This is a genomic window from Actinotignum schaalii FB123-CNA-2 (assembly GCF_000411135.1).
GTDB classification, from domain to species: Bacteria; Actinomycetota; Actinomycetes; order Actinomycetales; family Actinomycetaceae; genus Actinotignum; species Actinotignum schaalii_A.
The window spans coordinates 1,108,594-1,126,267 of record NZ_KE150262.1; the positions used below are offsets into that span (position 1 = coordinate 1,108,594).

At 64.2% G+C, this 17,674-nt stretch carries 15 protein-coding genes; all 15 read left to right on the forward strand.

Annotation, left to right across the window (positions count from 1 at the left end; genetic code table 11):
* Positions 1-37 precede the first annotated feature (37 nt).
* The 15 genes from HMPREF9237_RS04430 (at position 38) to ftsZ (ending at position 17,651) form a co-directional block, all read left to right on the forward strand.
* Positions 38-1,357 (forward strand): DNA polymerase IV, encoded by a 1,320-nt coding sequence (locus HMPREF9237_RS04430; protein ID WP_016442536.1) that lies wholly within the window; start codon positions 38-40, stop codon positions 1,355-1,357.
* 69 nt (positions 1,358-1,426) lie between these two features.
* Positions 1,427-1,834, forward strand: a complete 408-nt coding sequence (locus HMPREF9237_RS04435) for a DUF3040 domain-containing protein (protein WP_016442537.1) — start codon at positions 1,427-1,429, stop codon at positions 1,832-1,834.
* A 347-nt stretch (positions 1,835-2,181) separates the two neighbouring features.
* On the forward strand, positions 2,182-2,613 hold the full coding sequence (gene mraZ, locus HMPREF9237_RS04440) for a division/cell wall cluster transcriptional repressor MraZ (protein WP_016442538.1): 432 nt from the start codon (positions 2,182-2,184) through the stop codon (positions 2,611-2,613).
* A 112-nt stretch (positions 2,614-2,725) separates the two neighbouring features.
* Entirely contained in the window at positions 2,726-3,712 is a 987-nt protein-coding gene (rsmH, locus tag HMPREF9237_RS04445) for a 16S rRNA (cytosine(1402)-N(4))-methyltransferase RsmH (protein ID WP_016442539.1), read from the forward strand.
* Positions 3,709-4,098, forward strand: coding sequence for a hypothetical protein (locus tag HMPREF9237_RS04450; protein ID WP_016442540.1), 390 nt, complete (start codon positions 3,709-3,711; stop codon positions 4,096-4,098). The genes rsmH and HMPREF9237_RS04450 overlap by 4 nt, the downstream gene beginning before the upstream one ends.
* A gap of 17 nt (positions 4,099-4,115) precedes the next feature.
* On the forward strand, positions 4,116-5,969 hold the full coding sequence (locus HMPREF9237_RS04455) for a peptidoglycan D,D-transpeptidase FtsI family protein (protein WP_016442541.1): 1,854 nt from the start codon (positions 4,116-4,118) through the stop codon (positions 5,967-5,969).
* Positions 5,969-7,546 (forward strand): UDP-N-acetylmuramoyl-L-alanyl-D-glutamate--2,6-diaminopimelate ligase, encoded by a 1,578-nt coding sequence (locus HMPREF9237_RS04460; protein WP_016442542.1) that lies wholly within the window; start codon positions 5,969-5,971, stop codon positions 7,544-7,546. Before HMPREF9237_RS04455 ends, HMPREF9237_RS04460 begins: the two co-directional genes overlap by 1 nt.
* On the forward strand, positions 7,543-8,994 hold the full coding sequence (locus HMPREF9237_RS04465; RefSeq protein WP_016442543.1) for a UDP-N-acetylmuramoyl-tripeptide--D-alanyl-D-alanine ligase: 1,452 nt from the start codon (positions 7,543-7,545) through the stop codon (positions 8,992-8,994). Before HMPREF9237_RS04460 ends, HMPREF9237_RS04465 begins: the two co-directional genes overlap by 4 nt.
* On the forward strand, positions 8,994-10,079 hold the full coding sequence (gene mraY / locus HMPREF9237_RS04470; protein ID WP_016442544.1) for a phospho-N-acetylmuramoyl-pentapeptide-transferase: 1,086 nt from the start codon (positions 8,994-8,996) through the stop codon (positions 10,077-10,079). Before HMPREF9237_RS04465 ends, mraY begins: the two co-directional genes overlap by 1 nt.
* The gene (gene murD / locus HMPREF9237_RS04475; RefSeq protein ID WP_016442545.1) at positions 10,076-11,650 is read left to right on the forward strand and encodes a UDP-N-acetylmuramoyl-L-alanine--D-glutamate ligase; all 1,575 of its coding nucleotides are present in this window, start codon (positions 10,076-10,078) and stop codon (positions 11,648-11,650) included. The genes mraY and murD overlap by 4 nt, the downstream gene beginning before the upstream one ends.
* Positions 11,643-12,881 (forward strand): FtsW/RodA/SpoVE family cell cycle protein, encoded by a 1,239-nt coding sequence (locus HMPREF9237_RS09735; RefSeq protein WP_016442546.1) that lies wholly within the window; start codon positions 11,643-11,645, stop codon positions 12,879-12,881. Before murD ends, HMPREF9237_RS09735 begins: the two co-directional genes overlap by 8 nt.
* Complete coding sequence (murG, locus tag HMPREF9237_RS04485) at positions 12,878-13,969, forward strand: undecaprenyldiphospho-muramoylpentapeptide beta-N-acetylglucosaminyltransferase (RefSeq protein WP_016442547.1); 1,092 nt, start codon at positions 12,878-12,880, stop codon at positions 13,967-13,969. Before HMPREF9237_RS09735 ends, murG begins: the two co-directional genes overlap by 4 nt.
* The gene (gene murC, locus HMPREF9237_RS04490; protein WP_016442548.1) at positions 13,966-15,321 is read left to right on the forward strand and encodes a UDP-N-acetylmuramate--L-alanine ligase; all 1,356 of its coding nucleotides are present in this window, start codon (positions 13,966-13,968) and stop codon (positions 15,319-15,321) included. Before murG ends, murC begins: the two co-directional genes overlap by 4 nt.
* Positions 15,318-16,208 (forward strand): cell division protein FtsQ/DivIB, encoded by an 891-nt coding sequence (locus HMPREF9237_RS04495; RefSeq protein WP_016442549.1) that lies wholly within the window; start codon positions 15,318-15,320, stop codon positions 16,206-16,208. The genes murC and HMPREF9237_RS04495 overlap by 4 nt, the downstream gene beginning before the upstream one ends.
* Positions 16,209-16,439: 231 nt before the next feature.
* Positions 16,440-17,651: a cell division protein FtsZ gene (ftsZ, locus tag HMPREF9237_RS04500; protein WP_016442550.1), complete on the forward strand. Its 1,212-nt coding sequence runs from the start codon at positions 16,440-16,442 to the stop codon at positions 17,649-17,651.
* The last annotated feature ends 23 nt before the right edge of the window (positions 17,652-17,674 follow it).

Here is a 17,674-nt window from a genome sequence, read left to right on the forward strand (position 1 = left end):
CGGGCGAGAAAATGGAGTGAGAGGAAACGGAGGGCTTATGTCACGCGCACCGCGATCACGCGCCGCCCGCCATTCCTGGGGCGATGACGATTCCCGCACTCCCATCCTTCATATTGATATGGATGCCTTTTTCGTATCCGTGGAGCTCCTCGACCACCCGGAGCTGCGCGGGCGCCCCGTCGCGGTGGGTGGCCAGGAACGGGGCGTCGTGGCGGCAGCGTCCTACGAGGCTCGTGCCTTCGGGGTGAATTCCGCGATGCCGGTGGGGCAGGCGCGGCGGCGCTGCCCGCATCTCGTTATGCTCACCCCCCGCCTGGAGCTTTACCGCGCGGTATCGGAAAAAATTATGGCGATTTTGCGGGAGGTCACCCCGCTGGTGGAGCAGCTCTCCGTGGATGAAGCTTTTCTGGATGTCGGGGGAGCACGCCGGCTTTTCGGCTCCCCGGTACATATTGGCCAGCAGCTGCGCGCAAGTATCCGCACCGAGGTTGGGGTGCCTGCCTCCGTGGGGATCGCCGCCACCAAACACGTGGCCAAAATTGCCTCCGCACACGCCAAACCAGACGGGCTGCTCCTTATTCCCGCCGCGGCCACCCTCGAGTTTTTGCACGACTTACCTGCCGGAGCGCTCTGGGGAGTGGGCGGGCGTACCGGAGAACGTTTGCGTTTACACGGGATCGAAACGGTGGGGGACGTCGCCGCAGCCGGTCCTGATCAACTCCGCCGCCTCGTCGGCACCGCGGCCGGAGATCACCTCTTCCAGCTGGCCAGCGGTGTCGACCCGCGCCCCGTTACCCCGAGCCGTGAGGAAAAATCCATCGGGCGCGAAGAAACTTTTTTCGACCCTCTGGCTGACCGGGGCGAGCTTCAGCGCATTCTGCTTGCCCAGGCCCATGACACCGCCACCCGGTTGCGTGCAAAAGACCTGGTTGGGCGCACCGTGGTGATTAAGGTACGGTTCCCAGATTTCACCACCATTACCCGGTCGGCAACTTTGCCGCAAGCCACCCAGGTTGCCGCAGAGATTTACGAACGTGCCCGCGAGCTGCTGGACGGGGTGGAGGTCACCGCCGCGGGCTTGCGGCTTCTGGGTTTGCGGGTGGAGAACCTGAGTGAGCAGGGCGGTTTCCAACAGCTTGCTTTCGATGATGATCCGCGCCGCGGGGAGGCCGAGAGTGCCATGGATGCGGTGCGTTCGCGTTTCGGAGCCGGGGCACTCGGGCCAGCAAGCCTCTTGCAGACACGTGGTACGGGCCACGACGATGGGGCGGGAGGCACCGGAACGGGGCACGGTGGGACGGGGCGCGGCGACGCCGTACCCGGTGGGCGCGCAGGGCTCGGAAACGGTGTATCGTGACACAACATATCGTGACGCTGGTGCGCCGGGCACGGTAGACTGGCGGCAGTACAGTAACAAGGAGGCACAGTGGCCCTATCGGACTACGAGAAGAAGATGCTCGCTGAGCTGGAAGCGCAGCTCACCAACGAGGATCCCAGCTTCGCACGTAATATGAAGCCCGCTGCGCCGGAAGTAGAAGCCATCAGTCGGCAACTGTCCGTGCGCAATCTCGTACTCGGGATTCTCGGGCTGGTCGCGGGTATCGCCATTCTGATCGGTGGAATTTCTGCACCGAAGATGTGGTGGCTTGGTTTGCTCGGCGTCATCATTATGTTTGCCTCGGTATGGTATGCGCTCTCGGGTGTACATACTGAGAAAGTTGCGGTTCCTGCCGGAGGTGTGGGATCCCCGAGTGCATCGGGGCCGCGCGGGGTAGCGTCCTTTATGCAACGCCAACAAGAAATTTGGGAAAAGCGCCGCCGCGGCGAGCATTAGAAACTACGGTAGCGCTGGCCCGGTTCGTCCGGTAGCTCAAACTCGGCACCCATAACGGTGAGAGGATATCGATCCTCTCACCGTTTTCTTTTTATAGATACGACGACGCAGCTGGGTGCGAGCGCCCCGCGCTACCGAACGTTCTGCTTCGCTGAGCGTCTCGCATGACAAATCGGGCATTCCTCACCCCTGAACACCCCATCGCACTCCACCGGCACTCCACTCGGTTTTCCCTGTTATGGCGGGCTTTTCTAAGAATCACTAGCGCGACATACCCTTGTCATGGCAAACTGGTGGGGCAAAGTGGAGTAAAGTGGAGGCAAGCGCCACGAGAGGGGGTGCGGTAGATGTTCCTCGGCACGTATGAGCCCAAATTGGACGACAAAGGCCGAATCATTCTGCCCGCCAAATTTCGTGATCAGCTCCAGGGCGGGCTGGTGATGACGCGCGGTCAGGAACATTGCATCTACGTCTTTCCGCTCGCGGATTTTGTGGAATTGCAGCAAACCCTGGCTAAAGCCCCCTTGACGTCCAAAGAGGCGCGGTCATATACCCGCGTGCTGCTCTCCGGCGCCGTGGATGACATCCCTGATAAACAGGGGCGAATCACCATTCCGGCGATGTTGCGCACGTACGCGGGCCTGGATCGCAACCTCGCGGTTATCGGCACGGGCAACCGGGTCGAAATCTGGGATAGCGCCGCGTGGGCTGCCTACCTAGAGGATCAAGAATCGGCTTTCGCCGATAGGGAAGAAGAGGTCATCCCCGGCCTCTTCTAGGAATCGCGTGATCGCGGTGGCGGTCTTTCGCGAGAGCTCTGAGGCACTTCCCCAGCTTCAGATCGCTCGCGGGGGATCACTATCGCGGGCGCCGCAATAAGAAGGGCACAGGATGGAGACAGCACGTACCTCGGGCGCGCCGCGCGCCGCCGGGAACGCGCTGCATGCCCCGGTGCTTGTGGACACCTGCATCGAGCTCCTCGCTCCCGCTTTCCAGGTTCCCGCCCCCGTCCTCATTGACTGCACCCTCGGGATGGGCGGGCACACCGAAGCCTTCCTCGAGCGTTTCGAGAACCTCACCGTTATCGGAATTGACCGCGATCCCGCAGCCATTACTTTGGCGGGGGAGCGCCTGGCCCGTTTCGGGAAGCGGTTCCGCCCCGTCCAAACCACGTACGACGACGTGGCCGCGGCAGCGGGCAATCGCCCCGTGGATGGAATCCTCATGGACTTGGGAGTGTCCTCCCTGCAATTGGATGAAACCGAGCGCGGGTTCTCCTACTCCCACGATGCTCCGCTTGATATGCGTATGAACGCCCAGGTCGGGCGCACCGCCGCAGATATCCTCGCGGAAGAATCGGTAGGTGAGCTCACTCGGATTTTGCGCGAGTACGGGGAAGAAAAATTCGCCCATCGTATCGCTACCACCGTTGTGCAACGGCGCGCCAGTGCCCCGTTGCTCCGCACTGGCGAACTGGTGGATATCGTGCGTTCGGCCATCCCCGCCCCGGCGCGGCGCACCGGGGGAAATCCCGCCAAACGCACTTTCCAGGCCTTGCGCATCGCGGTGAATGACGAACTCGGAACACTTGAGCGGGCCTTGCCGGCAGCCCTCGCCGCTTTGCGGGTGGGTGGGCGCATCGTCGTCGAAGCGTACCAGTCCCTGGAAGACCGCCTGGTGAAACGGGCTTTTGCCGCCGGGGCCACCTCTCGGGCACCCAAGGGACTGCCCGTTGAACTTGAAGAACATAAACCTTGGTTGGAGCTCCTCACCCGAGGAGCGATCCGAGCCAGCGAAGAAGAAATCACCCGCAACTCCCGGTCCGCGTCCGTTCGCTTACGCGCTGCCGAGAAAATCCGTCCCGGAGGTCAGCTATGAGCGCACAGCCCCACGCTGTTGCAGCGCCGCGTACCCGCCCCGTGATCTCGGGGCGTCCCGAACTCACGCTTATCCCCACCCCGGCGGCGCACCGTGGCTTCCTCGGCACCGTGATCATCTGCCTGGCGCTCTTCTTCGGCGCGTTTGCCACAGTTTTCGCGCTTAATACGCGTATGGTAGGCACGGCGTACGAAATCCGCTCCGTCAAGCAGGAGCTGGCGGTCGCGCAATCGGTGGAGTCCACCCTCACGGATGAAGTGGTGGGGGCCTCCACTCCGCAAGGCCTGAAGGAACGCGCGCAGGCCCTCGGCCTCGTCCCCGCCACGGACGTTCAGCACATGGACCTGGGGTCCGCTACAATTCTTGCTCCGATTCCGGGGGAGTGACACGAAGGAAGAGCCGCATGAAGGAACTAGCCCGCCGCTGGAAGTCCGCGCAGCCGCACGTACGGCGCGTGCGCACCATGGCGATTATCTTCTTCTTCGCGCTGGGGATCCTCGGGGTACGGCTCATCGACCTGCAATTTATTCGCGCCGATGCCCTGGCTGCCTCGGCGGATGCTTTCCGCACCCGTACCTATACCCTGCAGGCCAAACGGGGCGATATTGTGGACGCCAACGGGGCGGTTCTCGCTACCTCAGTGGAACGCTATAACGTGGGCGTCAACCAGAATCTCATCGGCTCCTATCGGCACTACCAAACCGATGCCAACGGGGACTACGTTCTGGATGCCAATGACCAGCTCATCGTGGAAGGCACCGGGGCGGCAGAAGCTGCGAAAGTACTCGCACCGCTGCTCGGCGTAGATCGGGCGGAACTGGGAGGCACCCTCCTGGGCGGTGAGAAAAAATCCACCTTTGTATATATCGCCCGGGATATTTCCCCCGAAAAATGGCGGGAAATCAACGCGCTGGGAATTCCGGGAATCGAACCCGAACAGTTCATGAAACGCGAATACCCCAACGGTTCGGTGGCCGGAAACGTGCTCGGTTACGTCGGGGAAACCGCAGATAACCCGGTTCCTACCGGGCAAGCTGGGATTGAGCGCACCTTCAATGATGCGCTTTCTGGCACCGATGGGCGCTTGACGGTGCAAACCGCCGGAGGCGGCGCCGTCGTACCGAATGGGAAAACCGAACGCGTGGATCCGGTCAACGGTGCGAGCGTGAAACTCACCATCGACCGCGACCTGCAAAACGCCCTCATGGAATCCCTCGACGCTTCGGTGGACGCCAATGCCGCGGATTGGGGCGCCGCCGTTGTTATTGAAGTGGGGACGGGGCGGGTGCTCGCCCTCGCCGATTCCCACGCCCCCGATCCTTCGCGTCTCCAGGAAGCGAGTCCGGATTCATGGGGTTCGCGTGCCGTGCAGGCACCGGTCGAGCCGGGATCTTCAGGTAAGCTCCCCACCTTCACCGCGGCTATCGATACCGGCACCGTCACCCCGCTCACCCAGTTCACGGTGCCGGACACCATCACCATGCCCAATGGTGAAAGTATCTCCGATAATGACCCGCATCCCACCCAGGGGATGACGGTGGCTGGGATTCTTGCGCAGTCCTATAACACCGGACTCGTCCAGATTGGCGACACGGTGGACGATAACGTGCGCTATGACTATATGCGCAGCTACGGGTTGGGAAGCCCCACCGGGATCGAATTACCGGCCGAATCTGGCGGCATTGTGCGCCCGCCGGAGCAGTGGGGCCAGCGTGATCGCTACACCACCATGTTCGGGCAGGGGTGGGCGGCTACCACCGTGCAACTCGCGCAAATCGGGGCCACTATCGCCAACGGGGGAGTCTATATCCCGCTCCACGTGGTGGACTCCACTACCGATGCCAGCGGGCGCACCACCCCCACCGTTCCCGGGGAAAGCCATCGTGTTATGAGCGAGGAATCCTCGCGCACCATGATGAATATGATGCAGGCGGTTACCAATAACCAATCCACCGGGTGGCGCGGCAAAGTTCCAGGCTACAACGTGGCCGGTAAAACCGGCACCGCCCAGGTTCCGGACGCCAACGGAAACCTCACCCGCCGTGTGGGTACCTTTATTGCGGCTATCCCTGCCGAAGACCCGCAGATCGCGGTAGCGATAGCGGTCTACGGCGGGGCCGGGGCCGGATACGGTGGTGACACCGCGGTGCCTGTTTTCGCGAACTTCGCACCTTTCGCGATGCGGCACCTGGGCGTGCCACCCAGCACCGTTCCGCTTTTCAAATATCCGTGGTTTTCATCCGAGGTAGGCAACTAGTGAGTGACGAATTCCCCCTTCCGCAGGTGCGTCCGGTGGCGCTGCGCGAGCTTTCCGAGCTTCCCGAGGTGGATGGTGCCGGTTGCGAGGCTCCGCAGACCACCGTGACTTCTGTGACCGCAGATTCGCGCGCGGTGCATGAGGGGGCGCTTTTCGCCGCGCTGCCCGGCGCTCACGCCCACGGGGCACGCTTTGCCCCCCAGGCGGCGCAACGGGGCGCACGCGCCATCCTCACCGACGCCGCCGGGGCAGCTCTCATCGCGCAGGCCGGGGTGGAGCTTCCGCTCCTCGTGGTGGAGGACCCGGCAGCACACTTGGGTGCCATTGCGGCCCGCATCTACGGGGAACCGGCCGAGCGCTTGCGTAGTTTCGCGGTGACCGGCACCAACGGAAAAACGACGACGACGTACCTCCTGGACGGCTTGCTTACCGCGCTGGATCGCAGCACCGGGCTGGTAGGAACCGTGGAAACAAAAATTGCGGACCTGTGCGCCCCGGCGCATCTGACCACGCCCATGCCCGCGGATCTGCAAGCATTGCTCGCCCTCCTGGTGGAACGGGGCGGGACGGACGTATCCATGGAGGTTTCCTCCCACGCTCTGGCCCAGCACCGTACCAGCCCCGTGGTATTCAGCGTGGCAGGATTTACCAATCTCACTCGGGACCATCTCGACTACCACCGCACCATGGAAAACTATTATCAAGCCAAACGCAGCCTCTTTACGCCGGGCTGTTCACGTAGGGCAGTTATCACCGTCGATGATGACTGGGGCAAGCGCCTGGCCGGGGAAACCGAGGTTCCCACCGTGGCCCTCGCGGTGTTCTCCGAGCTTGATGGCCGGAACGGATACCAGGTGCGCGATATCGAGCGCGGCCCCGTTACATCTTTCACGCTGGCCCATAGCGAGGGCTGGGAGATGACGGTGCGCACCGGCCTGCCCGGAGATTTCAATATCGCCAATACCGCGCTCGCCGTGGCCATGGTGCTGGAAAGTGGAGCGGACCGAGGCGCCGTTGGCGCGGTGGTGGGTGCCGGGCTCACCCCGCAAGTTCCCGGCCGCATGGAAGTGGTGGGCAAGGCGCCGCGCGTCCTCGTTGATTTTGCGCATAATACCGCGGCGCTGCGCCTGGCGATCAATGCTCTGCGCCCCACCACCAGCGGTCAGCTCATCGTGGTGACCGGAAGCGCCGGGGAGCGTGATGTGGACAAACGCCCCGAGATGGGGCGGGCAGTGGCCGAACTGGCCGACGTCGTTTACATCACGGACGACGATCCGCACGAAGAAGATCCCGCACCGATTCGCGCCGCGCTCCTGGACGGGGCCCGCAGTGCCCACAGCCCCGCACGCATCGTGGAGATCGCTGATCGCGCCACCGCCATGCGCACCGCCATCCGTGATGCGGCAGCGGAGGATACCGTGCTGCTGGCCGGGCGCGGGCACGAAACTTATCAACCGGTGGCCGGGGGGCGTAGCATTCCGCTGGACGACCGCGAGGTAGCGCGGGCGGCGCTAGCTGCCCGAGCTCACCGCGGCGTACTCGACAAAGACACGCAAGAACAGAAAGACACGCAATGATTCCCATGTCCTCCGCGGAGGTTGTCGCCGCTGTCGCCGGGACCGCGCTTGCACCGCTGTGCGATAGTGAGGTCACCGGGGCGGTTATCGACACTCGCGCCATCACCCCCGGTGTGCTATTCGCCGCCGTGAAAGGCGCGCGCGTGGACGCGAATACCCTGAGCGGCCAGGCACGCGCGGCAGGAGCCAGCCTCATCCTCACCGAGGACGGCCCAGCGGCCCTGGCCGGTGGCGCCGAAGCCGAGCGTATTATCGTGGTCGATGATATCCCCGCGGCGCTCGGACGCCTGGCCCGGCACAATCTTGAACTGGCCCGCCAACTCAACCCCGACTTGCGGGTTATCGCGGTGACCGGGAGCGTAGGGAAAACAACCACGAAGGATCTTCTTGCCGCGATATGCCGGGAACGCGGGAACGTGGTTGCCCCACCGGGATCACTCAATAACGAAATCGGCTTGCCCCTTACGGTGCTTCGTGTTGACGCTAGCACTGCCACTCTAGTTGCGGAAATGGGTGCCGACCATATCGGCAACCTCGCCTACCTCACCTCTATCGCACCCCCGGATATTGCCGTGGTGCTGGTGGTGGCCCGCGCGCACCTGGGTGAATTTGGCGGCATCGAGAACGTGGCGCGCGCTAAAGCGGAACTTGTGGAAGGTCTGCGGGAGGACGGCATTGCCATCCTCAACGCCGATGATCCGCGAGTTGCTGCCATGGCCGGGAAGGTCGCGAGCGGCAGGGTACACACTTTCGGGCGCGTACATCCAGCGGACGTGACGGCAACCGACATCACCCTCGGAAGTGACGGTCGGGCAAGCTTCACTCTTCATATGAACGACGGCGCAGCCAGCCCCGCGCCGTCCGCCTCGTATGCACCGTCGGCACCGTCGGCGCCGTCCGCTCCAAGGGTCAGCCTCGGGCTCGTGGGGGAACACCAAGTCATGAATGCACTCGCGGCGGCAGCTGCCGCGTCCGCCGCAGGGGTCGGCCTGCCCGCCATCGTGGCGGGGCTATCCAGCGGGCCTGCCAGCGCCCACCGTATGGATGTATTCCGCCGCGGCTCCACCCTCATCATCGACGACTCCTACAATGCCAACCCGGATTCTATGCGCGCCGGCATCGCCGCGCTCGGACAGCTCGGGAACGGGCGCAAAGCCGCGATTCTTGGCGATATGCTTGAACTCGGCGCGACATCTCGGGAAGAACACCTTGCCCTCCTCCCGGCCCTCGAAGCCGCCGGAGTGAGTCTCCTCATCGCGGTGGGTCCCCAGATGGCGGCGCTCGCGGAGGTAGCCCGTGACGCCGGTATCACCGCCCGCGCCGTCGGCGCGTGGGAAGAAGCCGAGGCGGCGCTCTCCGATATGCTCAATGCGGATGGGGCACTCCTCATCAAAGGTTCGCACGGCTCGGGTGTGTGGCACATCGCCACCCACCTCAAGGGGGAATAGTGCTCGCGCTCATTATCGCTTTTGCGGTCTCGCTTCTCGTCACCCTATTCGGGACCCCTCTTCTCATCCGCTTCCTCGTGCGCAAGCAATTCGGCCAATTTATCCGCCAGGACGGCCCCACCTCGCACCTCGTCAAGCGTGGCACCCCCACCATGGGAGGCCTGGCTATCGTGGCGGCGGTTGTTATCGGTTACCTGGTGGGAAATATCGGGGCTGGGCGCAGCCCGGGAATGTCCGGAATCCTCCTCCTCGGACTCATGATCGGCATGGCGGGCGTGGGCTTCGCCGATGATTTCACCAAGATTTCCCGCAAACAAAGCCTGGGGCTCACCCCCTGGGCGAAAATCGCCGGCCTGGGGATTGTTGGTGTCGCCTTCGCGGTGCTTTCCCTCATGTTCGCGGATGAAAACAACCGAACCCCGGCATCCATGCGCATTTCCCACGTGCGCGATACCGGCCTGAGTCTCGCCTTCGCCGGCACCGCCGTCGGCATTATCCTCTTCATTATCTGGGCGAATTTCCTCATCACCGCCTGGTCCAATGCCGTCAACCTCACCGACGGCCTCGACGGCCTATCCACCGGTGCCTCCATCATCGCTTTCGGCGTCTACACCCTCATCACCATGTGGCAAAGCAACCACCCCTGCTACGGGCTCGTGGACGCCGCCCCCGGTTGCTACCCCATCCGCGACCCGCGTGATCTCAATATCATTGCGGTGGCCCTCGTCGGAGCACTTATCGGATTCCTCTGGTGGAACACTTCGCCGGCCCAGATCTTCATGGGGGATACCGGCTCCCTTGCCCTGGGCGGCGTTTTCGCGGGAATGTCCATCTACACCCACACCGAATTCCTCGCCGTGCTCATCGGCGGGCTTTACCTCCTGGAAGTCATCTCCGACGTAGTCCAGGTGGGCGTTTTCAAAATGACACGAAAACGGGTATTCCGCATGGCACCTATCCACCACCATTTCGAACTCAAAGGGTGGAACGAAGTCACGGTTGTGGTGCGCTTCTGGGTAATCCAAGCCCTGTGCGGTTTTATCGCCCTGGGTATTTTTTACGCTGAGTGGTTGATGCAAAGATGAGTGAGTGGCAACATCCGGGTGCGGCGGAACTGGCAGGGCGCCGTATCGCCGTCGTCGGTTTAGGGAAATCAGGGCGGGCCTGCGCGCGGGCGCTGACCGAGCTCACCGAGGCGCGCGTGAGCGTCTGGGACGCCGATATTACTAAACTCGGGGCGGTCACCGCGCTCCCCGTGGACACCGGCGGCAGCGACCCGACCCCGGCCGAACTGGCGCGCAAAGTGCTGGCGTGGCGGCCCGACGTCATTATCCCCGCACCCGCCATACCCGAAATCGGCCCGCTTTTTACTACGGCCGCCGACCACGGTATCGAATTGTGGTCCGAAATTGAACTGGCCTGGCGCCTGCGCGCCCATGACGGTGCGGGGCACGCCGCCCCGTGGCTCGCCGTCACCGGCACCAATGGCAAAACCACCACGGTGACCATGGCGGCGCATATTTTGCGTGCCGCACACCTAGGGGCCGAACCCATCGGGAACGTCGGCAATCCCGCAGTCACCGCCGTGAGCGCCACCGGCCCGGATGCCCCGCGTGCCTTCGCCCTGGAGCTCTCATCCTTCCAGTTGCGCACCACCCACACCATGGAACCGGCTGCCAGCATCTGCCTCAATATTGCCGACGACCACCTCGAATGGCACGGCAGTCGCGCCGCCTACGCCGCCGCGAAAGCCCGCATTTACGAACATGTGCGCACCGCCGCGGTCTACCCGGTGGGCGATAACACCGTCCAAAGCATGGTCGATAGCGCGGACGTGCGCGAAGGCGCGCGCGCCATTGGCATCACCACCGGAATTCCCGCCGTCGGCCAGATCGGCATCGTGGACGGCCTTATCGTGGACCGTGCTTACGGGAAGCAACGGTGGACTAGCGCCGTGGAGATCGCTTCGTTGAACGACGTCGCCCAGCTGGCTCCCAGCACCGCGGCGCTGCCGCGCCACCTCATCTGGGACGCCCTGGCCGCCGTGGCCCTCACTCGGGCCATTGATATTCCCGCGGAGGTGGTGCGCGCCGGCCTCCAGCACATGCGCCCGGGCCACCACCGCATCGAGACCGTGAGCGAACGCGCCGGGGTGCGCTACGTGGACGATTCCAAAGCCACCAATGCCCACGCCGCACTCGCCTCCGTCTCAGCGCTGGCCGAAGGCACCTGCGTGTGGATCGTGGGCGGGCAACCCAAGGGCGCCCGCTTTGAGTCCCTCGTGGCACAGGTGCGGGACAGGCTGCGCGCCGTCGTCGTTATTGGCGTGAACCAAGAACCCTGGCACGCGGCCCTGGACGGATCGAACCTCCCCGTCACCTATATCGATCCTGCGGCCTCCGAACCCATGGCGCGCGCGGTGCTGGCTGCCTCGCGCTACGCACAGGCGGGGGATACCGTCATGCTGGCTCCCGCCAGTGCCTCCATGGACCAATTCACCTCCTACGCGGATCGCGGCGACCGCTTCGCCGCGGCTGTGCGCGCCCTGCCCGCCCCGTCGGAAGGTAGCGCTGTAACGGGGGACGGTGCCCCGGCAGCGGAGACGGTGCAGGATAACGGTGCGTCGGATAGCTCCACGGAGGCGCCTCATGCGTGAGCGAACTGAGAAGTCGCAGGCACCGAGTATCCCGGAGGAACGCGTGCGCAACGTCATGCACCGTTCCATCCTCCTCCTCGTGGTGGCCACCGCGATTCTCACTCTCCTCGGGCTCCTCATGGTGTTTTCCGCCATCACCCCCGGGGCGGTGCGGGCCGAATACGAAGACGGCCCCAACCTGTTCCGCTCCGCCTACCTCCAGATGGCCTACGCCGCCATCGGCACCGTCCTGGCGGTGATCTGCGCGCGTATTCCCCTCGCTGTTTTCCAGCGCCTGTGGGGCCTGGCCCTCGGCTTCGGGATCCTTTTGCAGGGGCTCGTGCTCACCCCGTTGGGTGCCTCCGTTGCCGGTAACCGCAACTGGATTGCCTTCGGCCCCATCCGGCTCCAGCCCTCCGAATTCCTCAAACTCGCCATGGTGGTGGCCCTGGCCGCGGTGCTCGGGCGCATGGTGCAAGGCGCCCACTTCCAGCTCTCCGATTGGAGCGGCCCCATTGCCATCACCGGCGCGTCCATCGGCGCGGTGCTCGTGGGTGGCGATATGGGAACCGCCCTCATCTTCCTCCTCATCGGCGTGGGAATGTTCTGGATGGCCGGTTTCCCGGGCCGTTATTTCCTTATTAGCGGGGCGCTGGGTTTCTTCCTCGTCGTCGTGCTTATTTTTTCCAGCCGGTCGCGCATCACCCGCATCCAAGACTTCTTCCAAAATCTCTTCACGCTTCCCACCGGGCAAACACCCTCCCAGGCTGATTACGCGCTCTGGGCCTTCGGCTCCGGGGGGCCGGGCGGATCCGGCCTGGGCACCGGAATTGAAAAATGGCCCGGGAACCTCGCCGAAGCACATACCGACTTCATCTTCGCGGTGGTGGGAGAAGAACTCGGCTTCTTCGGGTGCGCCGTCGTCATCGTGCTGCTCGGAACCATCGGCTACGCCCTTCTCACCATTTGCATGTACCACCCGCACCGTTTCGGCCGTTTCGTAGCCGGGGGAGCCACCCTATGGCTATGCGGACAGGCCGTGGCAAATATGTTCGTTGTTACCGGCCTGCTGCCCGTTTTCGGAGTGCCGCTTCCCTTCATGAGTCAGGGCGGCTCCTCCGTGATCTCCTGCCTCATGGCGGTGGGAGTTTGCGTGGCGGCAGCCCTGGCGGTCCCGGGCGTGAAAGAATCGTTCCGGCGCTCCAGCTCACTCGCGGGCCGGGTGCGCGCAGTTATCAGGAGGACTTCGTGACACTAGTGCTCGCCGGCGGGGGAACCGCCGGGCACGTCAATCCGCTACTGGCCACCGCCCACGAACTCGCCGGGCGCGGGCACCGTATCCTCGTGGTCGGCACCGCCACCGGCATGGAAAAAGACCTCGTTCCCGCCAGCGGCTTCGATTTCGCCACCGTGGAACGCGCACCGTTCCCGCGCCGTCCCGATAAGGACGCGCTACGTTTTCCCGTGGCTTTCCCGCGGGCGATACGTCAAGCACGCCGTATTCTCACCGGTGTCGATGCCAAGCTTGCGGTCGGCTTCGGTGGTTTTGCCTCCACCCCCGTCTACGCGGCTGCGCGCCGCGCCGGCATCCCGGTGGTGGTGCACGAACAAAACGCGCTACCGGGCCTCGCCAATAAACTTGGGGCACGGGGCGCGGCCGCCGTCGCCCTCACCTTCCCCTCCACGCCGCTGCGCGCCGCGCGCGGCATCACCCGCACCGTCGGGCTGCCGCTACGCCCCGCCATCGCGGCCCTGGCCAGCGCTGATAGGGCAGCAGCACGCACCGCCGCAGCGGCGCGCCTCGGATTAGACCCGCTGTTACCCACCCTCGTGGTTACCGGGGGCTCCCTGGGCGCTGCTCACCTCAATGACGTGATGACCGCCGCCGCCTCCCGCTGCGCCGCCGCCGGCGTGCAGGTACTTCACCTCACCGGGCGGGGCAAAGCCGCCGCAGCCCAGCGCACCGCCGCTACCATCCCCAGCTACCACGTGCTCGAATATCTGGAAGAAATGGAACTCGCCTACGCGGTGGCCGATACCGTGGTGTGCCGCGCCGGAGCCGGCACCGTGGCGGAAGTTTCCGCTTTGGGTATCCCCGCCGTTTTCGTTCCGCTCCCTATCGGCAACGGGGAACAGGCGCGCAACGCCGCGGACGTTGTGGCTGCCGGCGGGGCGCTGCTCATCCCCAATGCCCAGTTCACTGCGGACTCGGTGGGTGCCGTATTGGACATCGTCACCGACGCATCCACCCGCACCCGCATGGCCCAGGCCTCGCGCGCCATCTGCCCGGCCGACGGCGCAGCCCGGCTCGCCGATTTTATCGAGGAGGTTCTCAGGTGACACATATCCATCTCATCGGCATCGGCGGGGCAGGCATGAGTGTGATCGCAGATCTGCTCCACGCCGAAGGCTGGACCGTGACCGGCTCCGACGCCCGCGCCTCGGCCACCACGGAGCGCCTGGCAGATTCCGGCATCACCCTGTGGATCGGAACGGAACCGGAGCGCCTGAGCGCCGACACCCTCGTGGCGGTATCCTCCGCCATCCGGGAAGATAACCCCGAGCTCGCGCGGGCCCGCCAGCTCGGTGCCCGCGTCATCCACCGCTCCCAAGCTCTCTCCCTCGCGAGCGGGGATCGCGATTTTGTGGCTGTGGCCGGCGCGCACGGAAAAACCACCACGTCGGCGATGCTGGCGGTGGCACTGGAGGAAGCTGGCCAGGCACCGTCCTGGGCGATTGGCGGGAGCGTACGCGGGCACGGCTCCGGAGGGCATCTGGGCACCGGGAAGGTCCTCGTTGCCGAAGCTGATGAATCAGATGCTTCCTTCCTCAACTACCGGCCCCGTATCGCCTTGGTCACCAACGTCGAACCCGATCATCTCGACCATTACGGTAGCCGGGAAGCTTTTGAAGAGGCCTTCGCGGAATTCGCGCGCTGCATCGTCCCCGGCGGGCTCCTCATTGTTTGCGGCGACGACGCCGGTGCGGCCCGCCTGGGCGCTCAAGCGGTAAACGAAGGTATTCGGGTGGTGAGCTACGGGCGTGGCGCCCCGCTCCCTGGCGCGGAGTCCCACGTGGCTCTCGAGGACGGGGCACTACGGTGCGGGGAAAGCCGCGCGCCGCTTTCCCTCCAGGTCCCCGGATCCCATAACGAACTCAACGCGGCCGGAGCGGCCGCCGCAGGTCTAGAACTGGGCGTGAGCCTGGCGGATCTGGCCCGCGGTCTGGAGACTTTTACGGGGACGGGGCGGCGTTTTGAGCTGCGCGGCGAGGTCGGGGGAGTGCGACTCTTCGACGATTACGCCCACCATCCCACCGAAGTGGAAGCTACCTTGCGCGCCGCCCGCGTCGAGGCCGGTGAGGGTAGCGTGCGAGTCCTCTTCCAACCGCACCTGTATTCGCGCACCCGCAATTTCGCGGACCGTTTCGCCACCGCTCTTGAACTGGCGGATACCGCCATTGTTACCGCCGTATACGGAGCCCGCGAAACGCCTTTCGACGGCATCGAGGGCGATATGATCACTTCCCGCATGGGAAGCGCTGGGCATTTTATTGCCGATAAACACGAGGCTGCCCGGTCGCTCGCGAAAAGCGCGAAGCCGGGGGATCTGCTGCTCACCATGGGGGCCGGCGACGTGACCGCACTGGGGCCCGAAATACTGGCGGCGCTGGGGGAGGGGACAGCGCGGTGAAAGAACCATCCAGGCGCCGCTCCGCACGCGATATTAATCCGCGGGCGGAGATCACCTACGTTCCCACCGCAGCCACCGCCCCGGTGGTATACGACGACGGCGACGCCCCGCTAGCCGACCTAGCGAGCACCACAACGGTATCCCTGGACGAGCGCCTCGAAGAAAAAGCTTCTGAGAAACGCCGGGTGCGCTGGCGGCGCCTCGGGGTGGTTGGTGCGGTACTCGCCGCGCTTGCCGCCCTGGCTTGGGTGATTTTCTTTAGCCCGCTCCTGGCCTTGCGGGTCAGCGATATTACCGTCTCGGGTATCCCCGCGAACGCGGCGGTGACCGCGGAAGACGTCACCGCCGCCCTCGCCGAACGCTCGGGAATCCCGCTCCCACGCCTGGATACCGAAGCTCTTGCCACCGATCTAAGCGAGCAATTTCCACCTATCAAGGAAGCGCAGCTACGCCGCAGCTACCTCCACGGACTGGAGGTCACCCTCACCGTGCGCGAGCCGGTAGCCTGCCTGGTGGACAAAGGAAGATGCTCCGCCATGGACCGGGACGGCGTGAGTTTCCCGGTTCTCCCCGAGGTGGAAGCAAGTCTCCCGCGAGTAAGCCTCACACCCGGGCCTGCCACCCGCTCCGAGGACGGGAACGACGGTCCGGGTATTCGCATCGCCCTCGATGTACTCGCAAGCCTGAAGGAGGATGTGCGCGCCCAGGTAGCCGGGGTATCGGTAAGCGATAGCGGGCGGGTCGGACTCGATCTCAACTCCGGGCAGAAGGTGATCTGGGGCGATGCTCAACGCTCCGATCTGAAAGCGGCAGCACTGGCCACCGTGATTAGCGTTCCTGGCCAGGTGTACGACGTGTCAGAGCCCACCGCCGTCGTCGTTCATTAATCCTGAACCGGTTATCGCACCGATGCAGACCACCGCCGCACCGCTCTACGTAATTTCCGCACCGTTCTGAGCGATTACCGGACCGTTCGACCGGATTTCCACACCGTAGCGCAGATCACTTCGCAACACACCAGCGCGGGGAATTGCACCGTTGTCATTCACCTACTATCTTTTCCGCGAAGTCAGGAACGAAAAACCTCAAGTTTTACTTGAGGTTCGGGAGGAAAACTCATGGCCGTAGTCAATAACGCCGCCAATATCAAAGTCATCGGGGTCGGCGGGGGCGGTGTCAACGCTGTTGACCGCATGATTCAAGACGGACTTGCCGGTGTGGAATTTATTGCCGTTAACACCGACGGGCAGTCCCTGGTGAAATCCGAAGCGGAAACAAAACTCGATATTGGCCGCGAGGTTTCCAAGGGCCTGGGTGCGGGCGCTGATCCCTCGGTGGGTAAGCGCGCCGCGGAAGAAAACGTGGAAGTTATCCAAAGCGCCCTCGAAGGCGCGGATATGGTGTTCGTCACTGCCGGTGAAGGCGGAGGGACCGGCACCGGTGCCGCCCCCGTGGTTGCCAAGGTGGCTCGGGATCTGGGAGCGCTGACTGTCGGCGTCGTTACCCGCCCCTTTGAATTTGAAGGCGCCCAGCGCGCCAATAACGCCTCCATGGGTATCGCGGAACTGCGCCAAGCGGTGGATACCCTCATTGTTATCCCCAATGATCGCCTCCTGGAGATCGCCGAAGAAGATCTCACTATTATTGAGGCCTACCACCTCGCCGATGAGGTGCTGCGCTCGGGCGTTAAGGGAATTTCGGATCTTATTACCATTCCGGGCCTGGTTAATCTCGACTTCGCGGACGTCAAGGCCATTATGAAGGACGCGGGTACCGCGCTCATGGGTATCGGTTCGGCCTCCGGGGAAGATCGCGCCCGGCGCGCCACCGAAAGCGCCATTTCCTCCCCGCTCTTGGAGGCTTCTATTGAGGGGGCACACGGGGTGCTTATTTCCTTCCTGGCCGGCGCGGACTTCGGCATGAAGGAGCTCGCCTCCGCTTCCAAGATGGTCAAAGAATCGGTGGATCCGAACGCGAATATTATCGTTGGCCAGATTATCGATGAGTCCCTTGGCGACGAGGTGCGCGTGACTGTTATCGCTGCCGGCTTCGATGAATCCAAAGACCACTTGCTGCAGTCGGATGGCGTGCCCGCCGGGCACGAGGCCGTAGAACCCATCGAAGATCTGGCCCCGGTGGAACCCGAACCGGAAGTCGAAGCCGTGGCGAGCCCGGCCCATCCGGTGGCCAGCCCGGCTTATCCGGCGGCCCAGCCCGAAGCGCAGCCGGCTGCACAACGCCCGGGAACCCACCGCGCCATTCCGCCGCGGGTGGAGGAACCTCAACGTTCCGATCTGGATATTCCCTCCTTCCTCTTCGAGGAAAACTAAGGGAAACCGCGGGAAACTAGGAA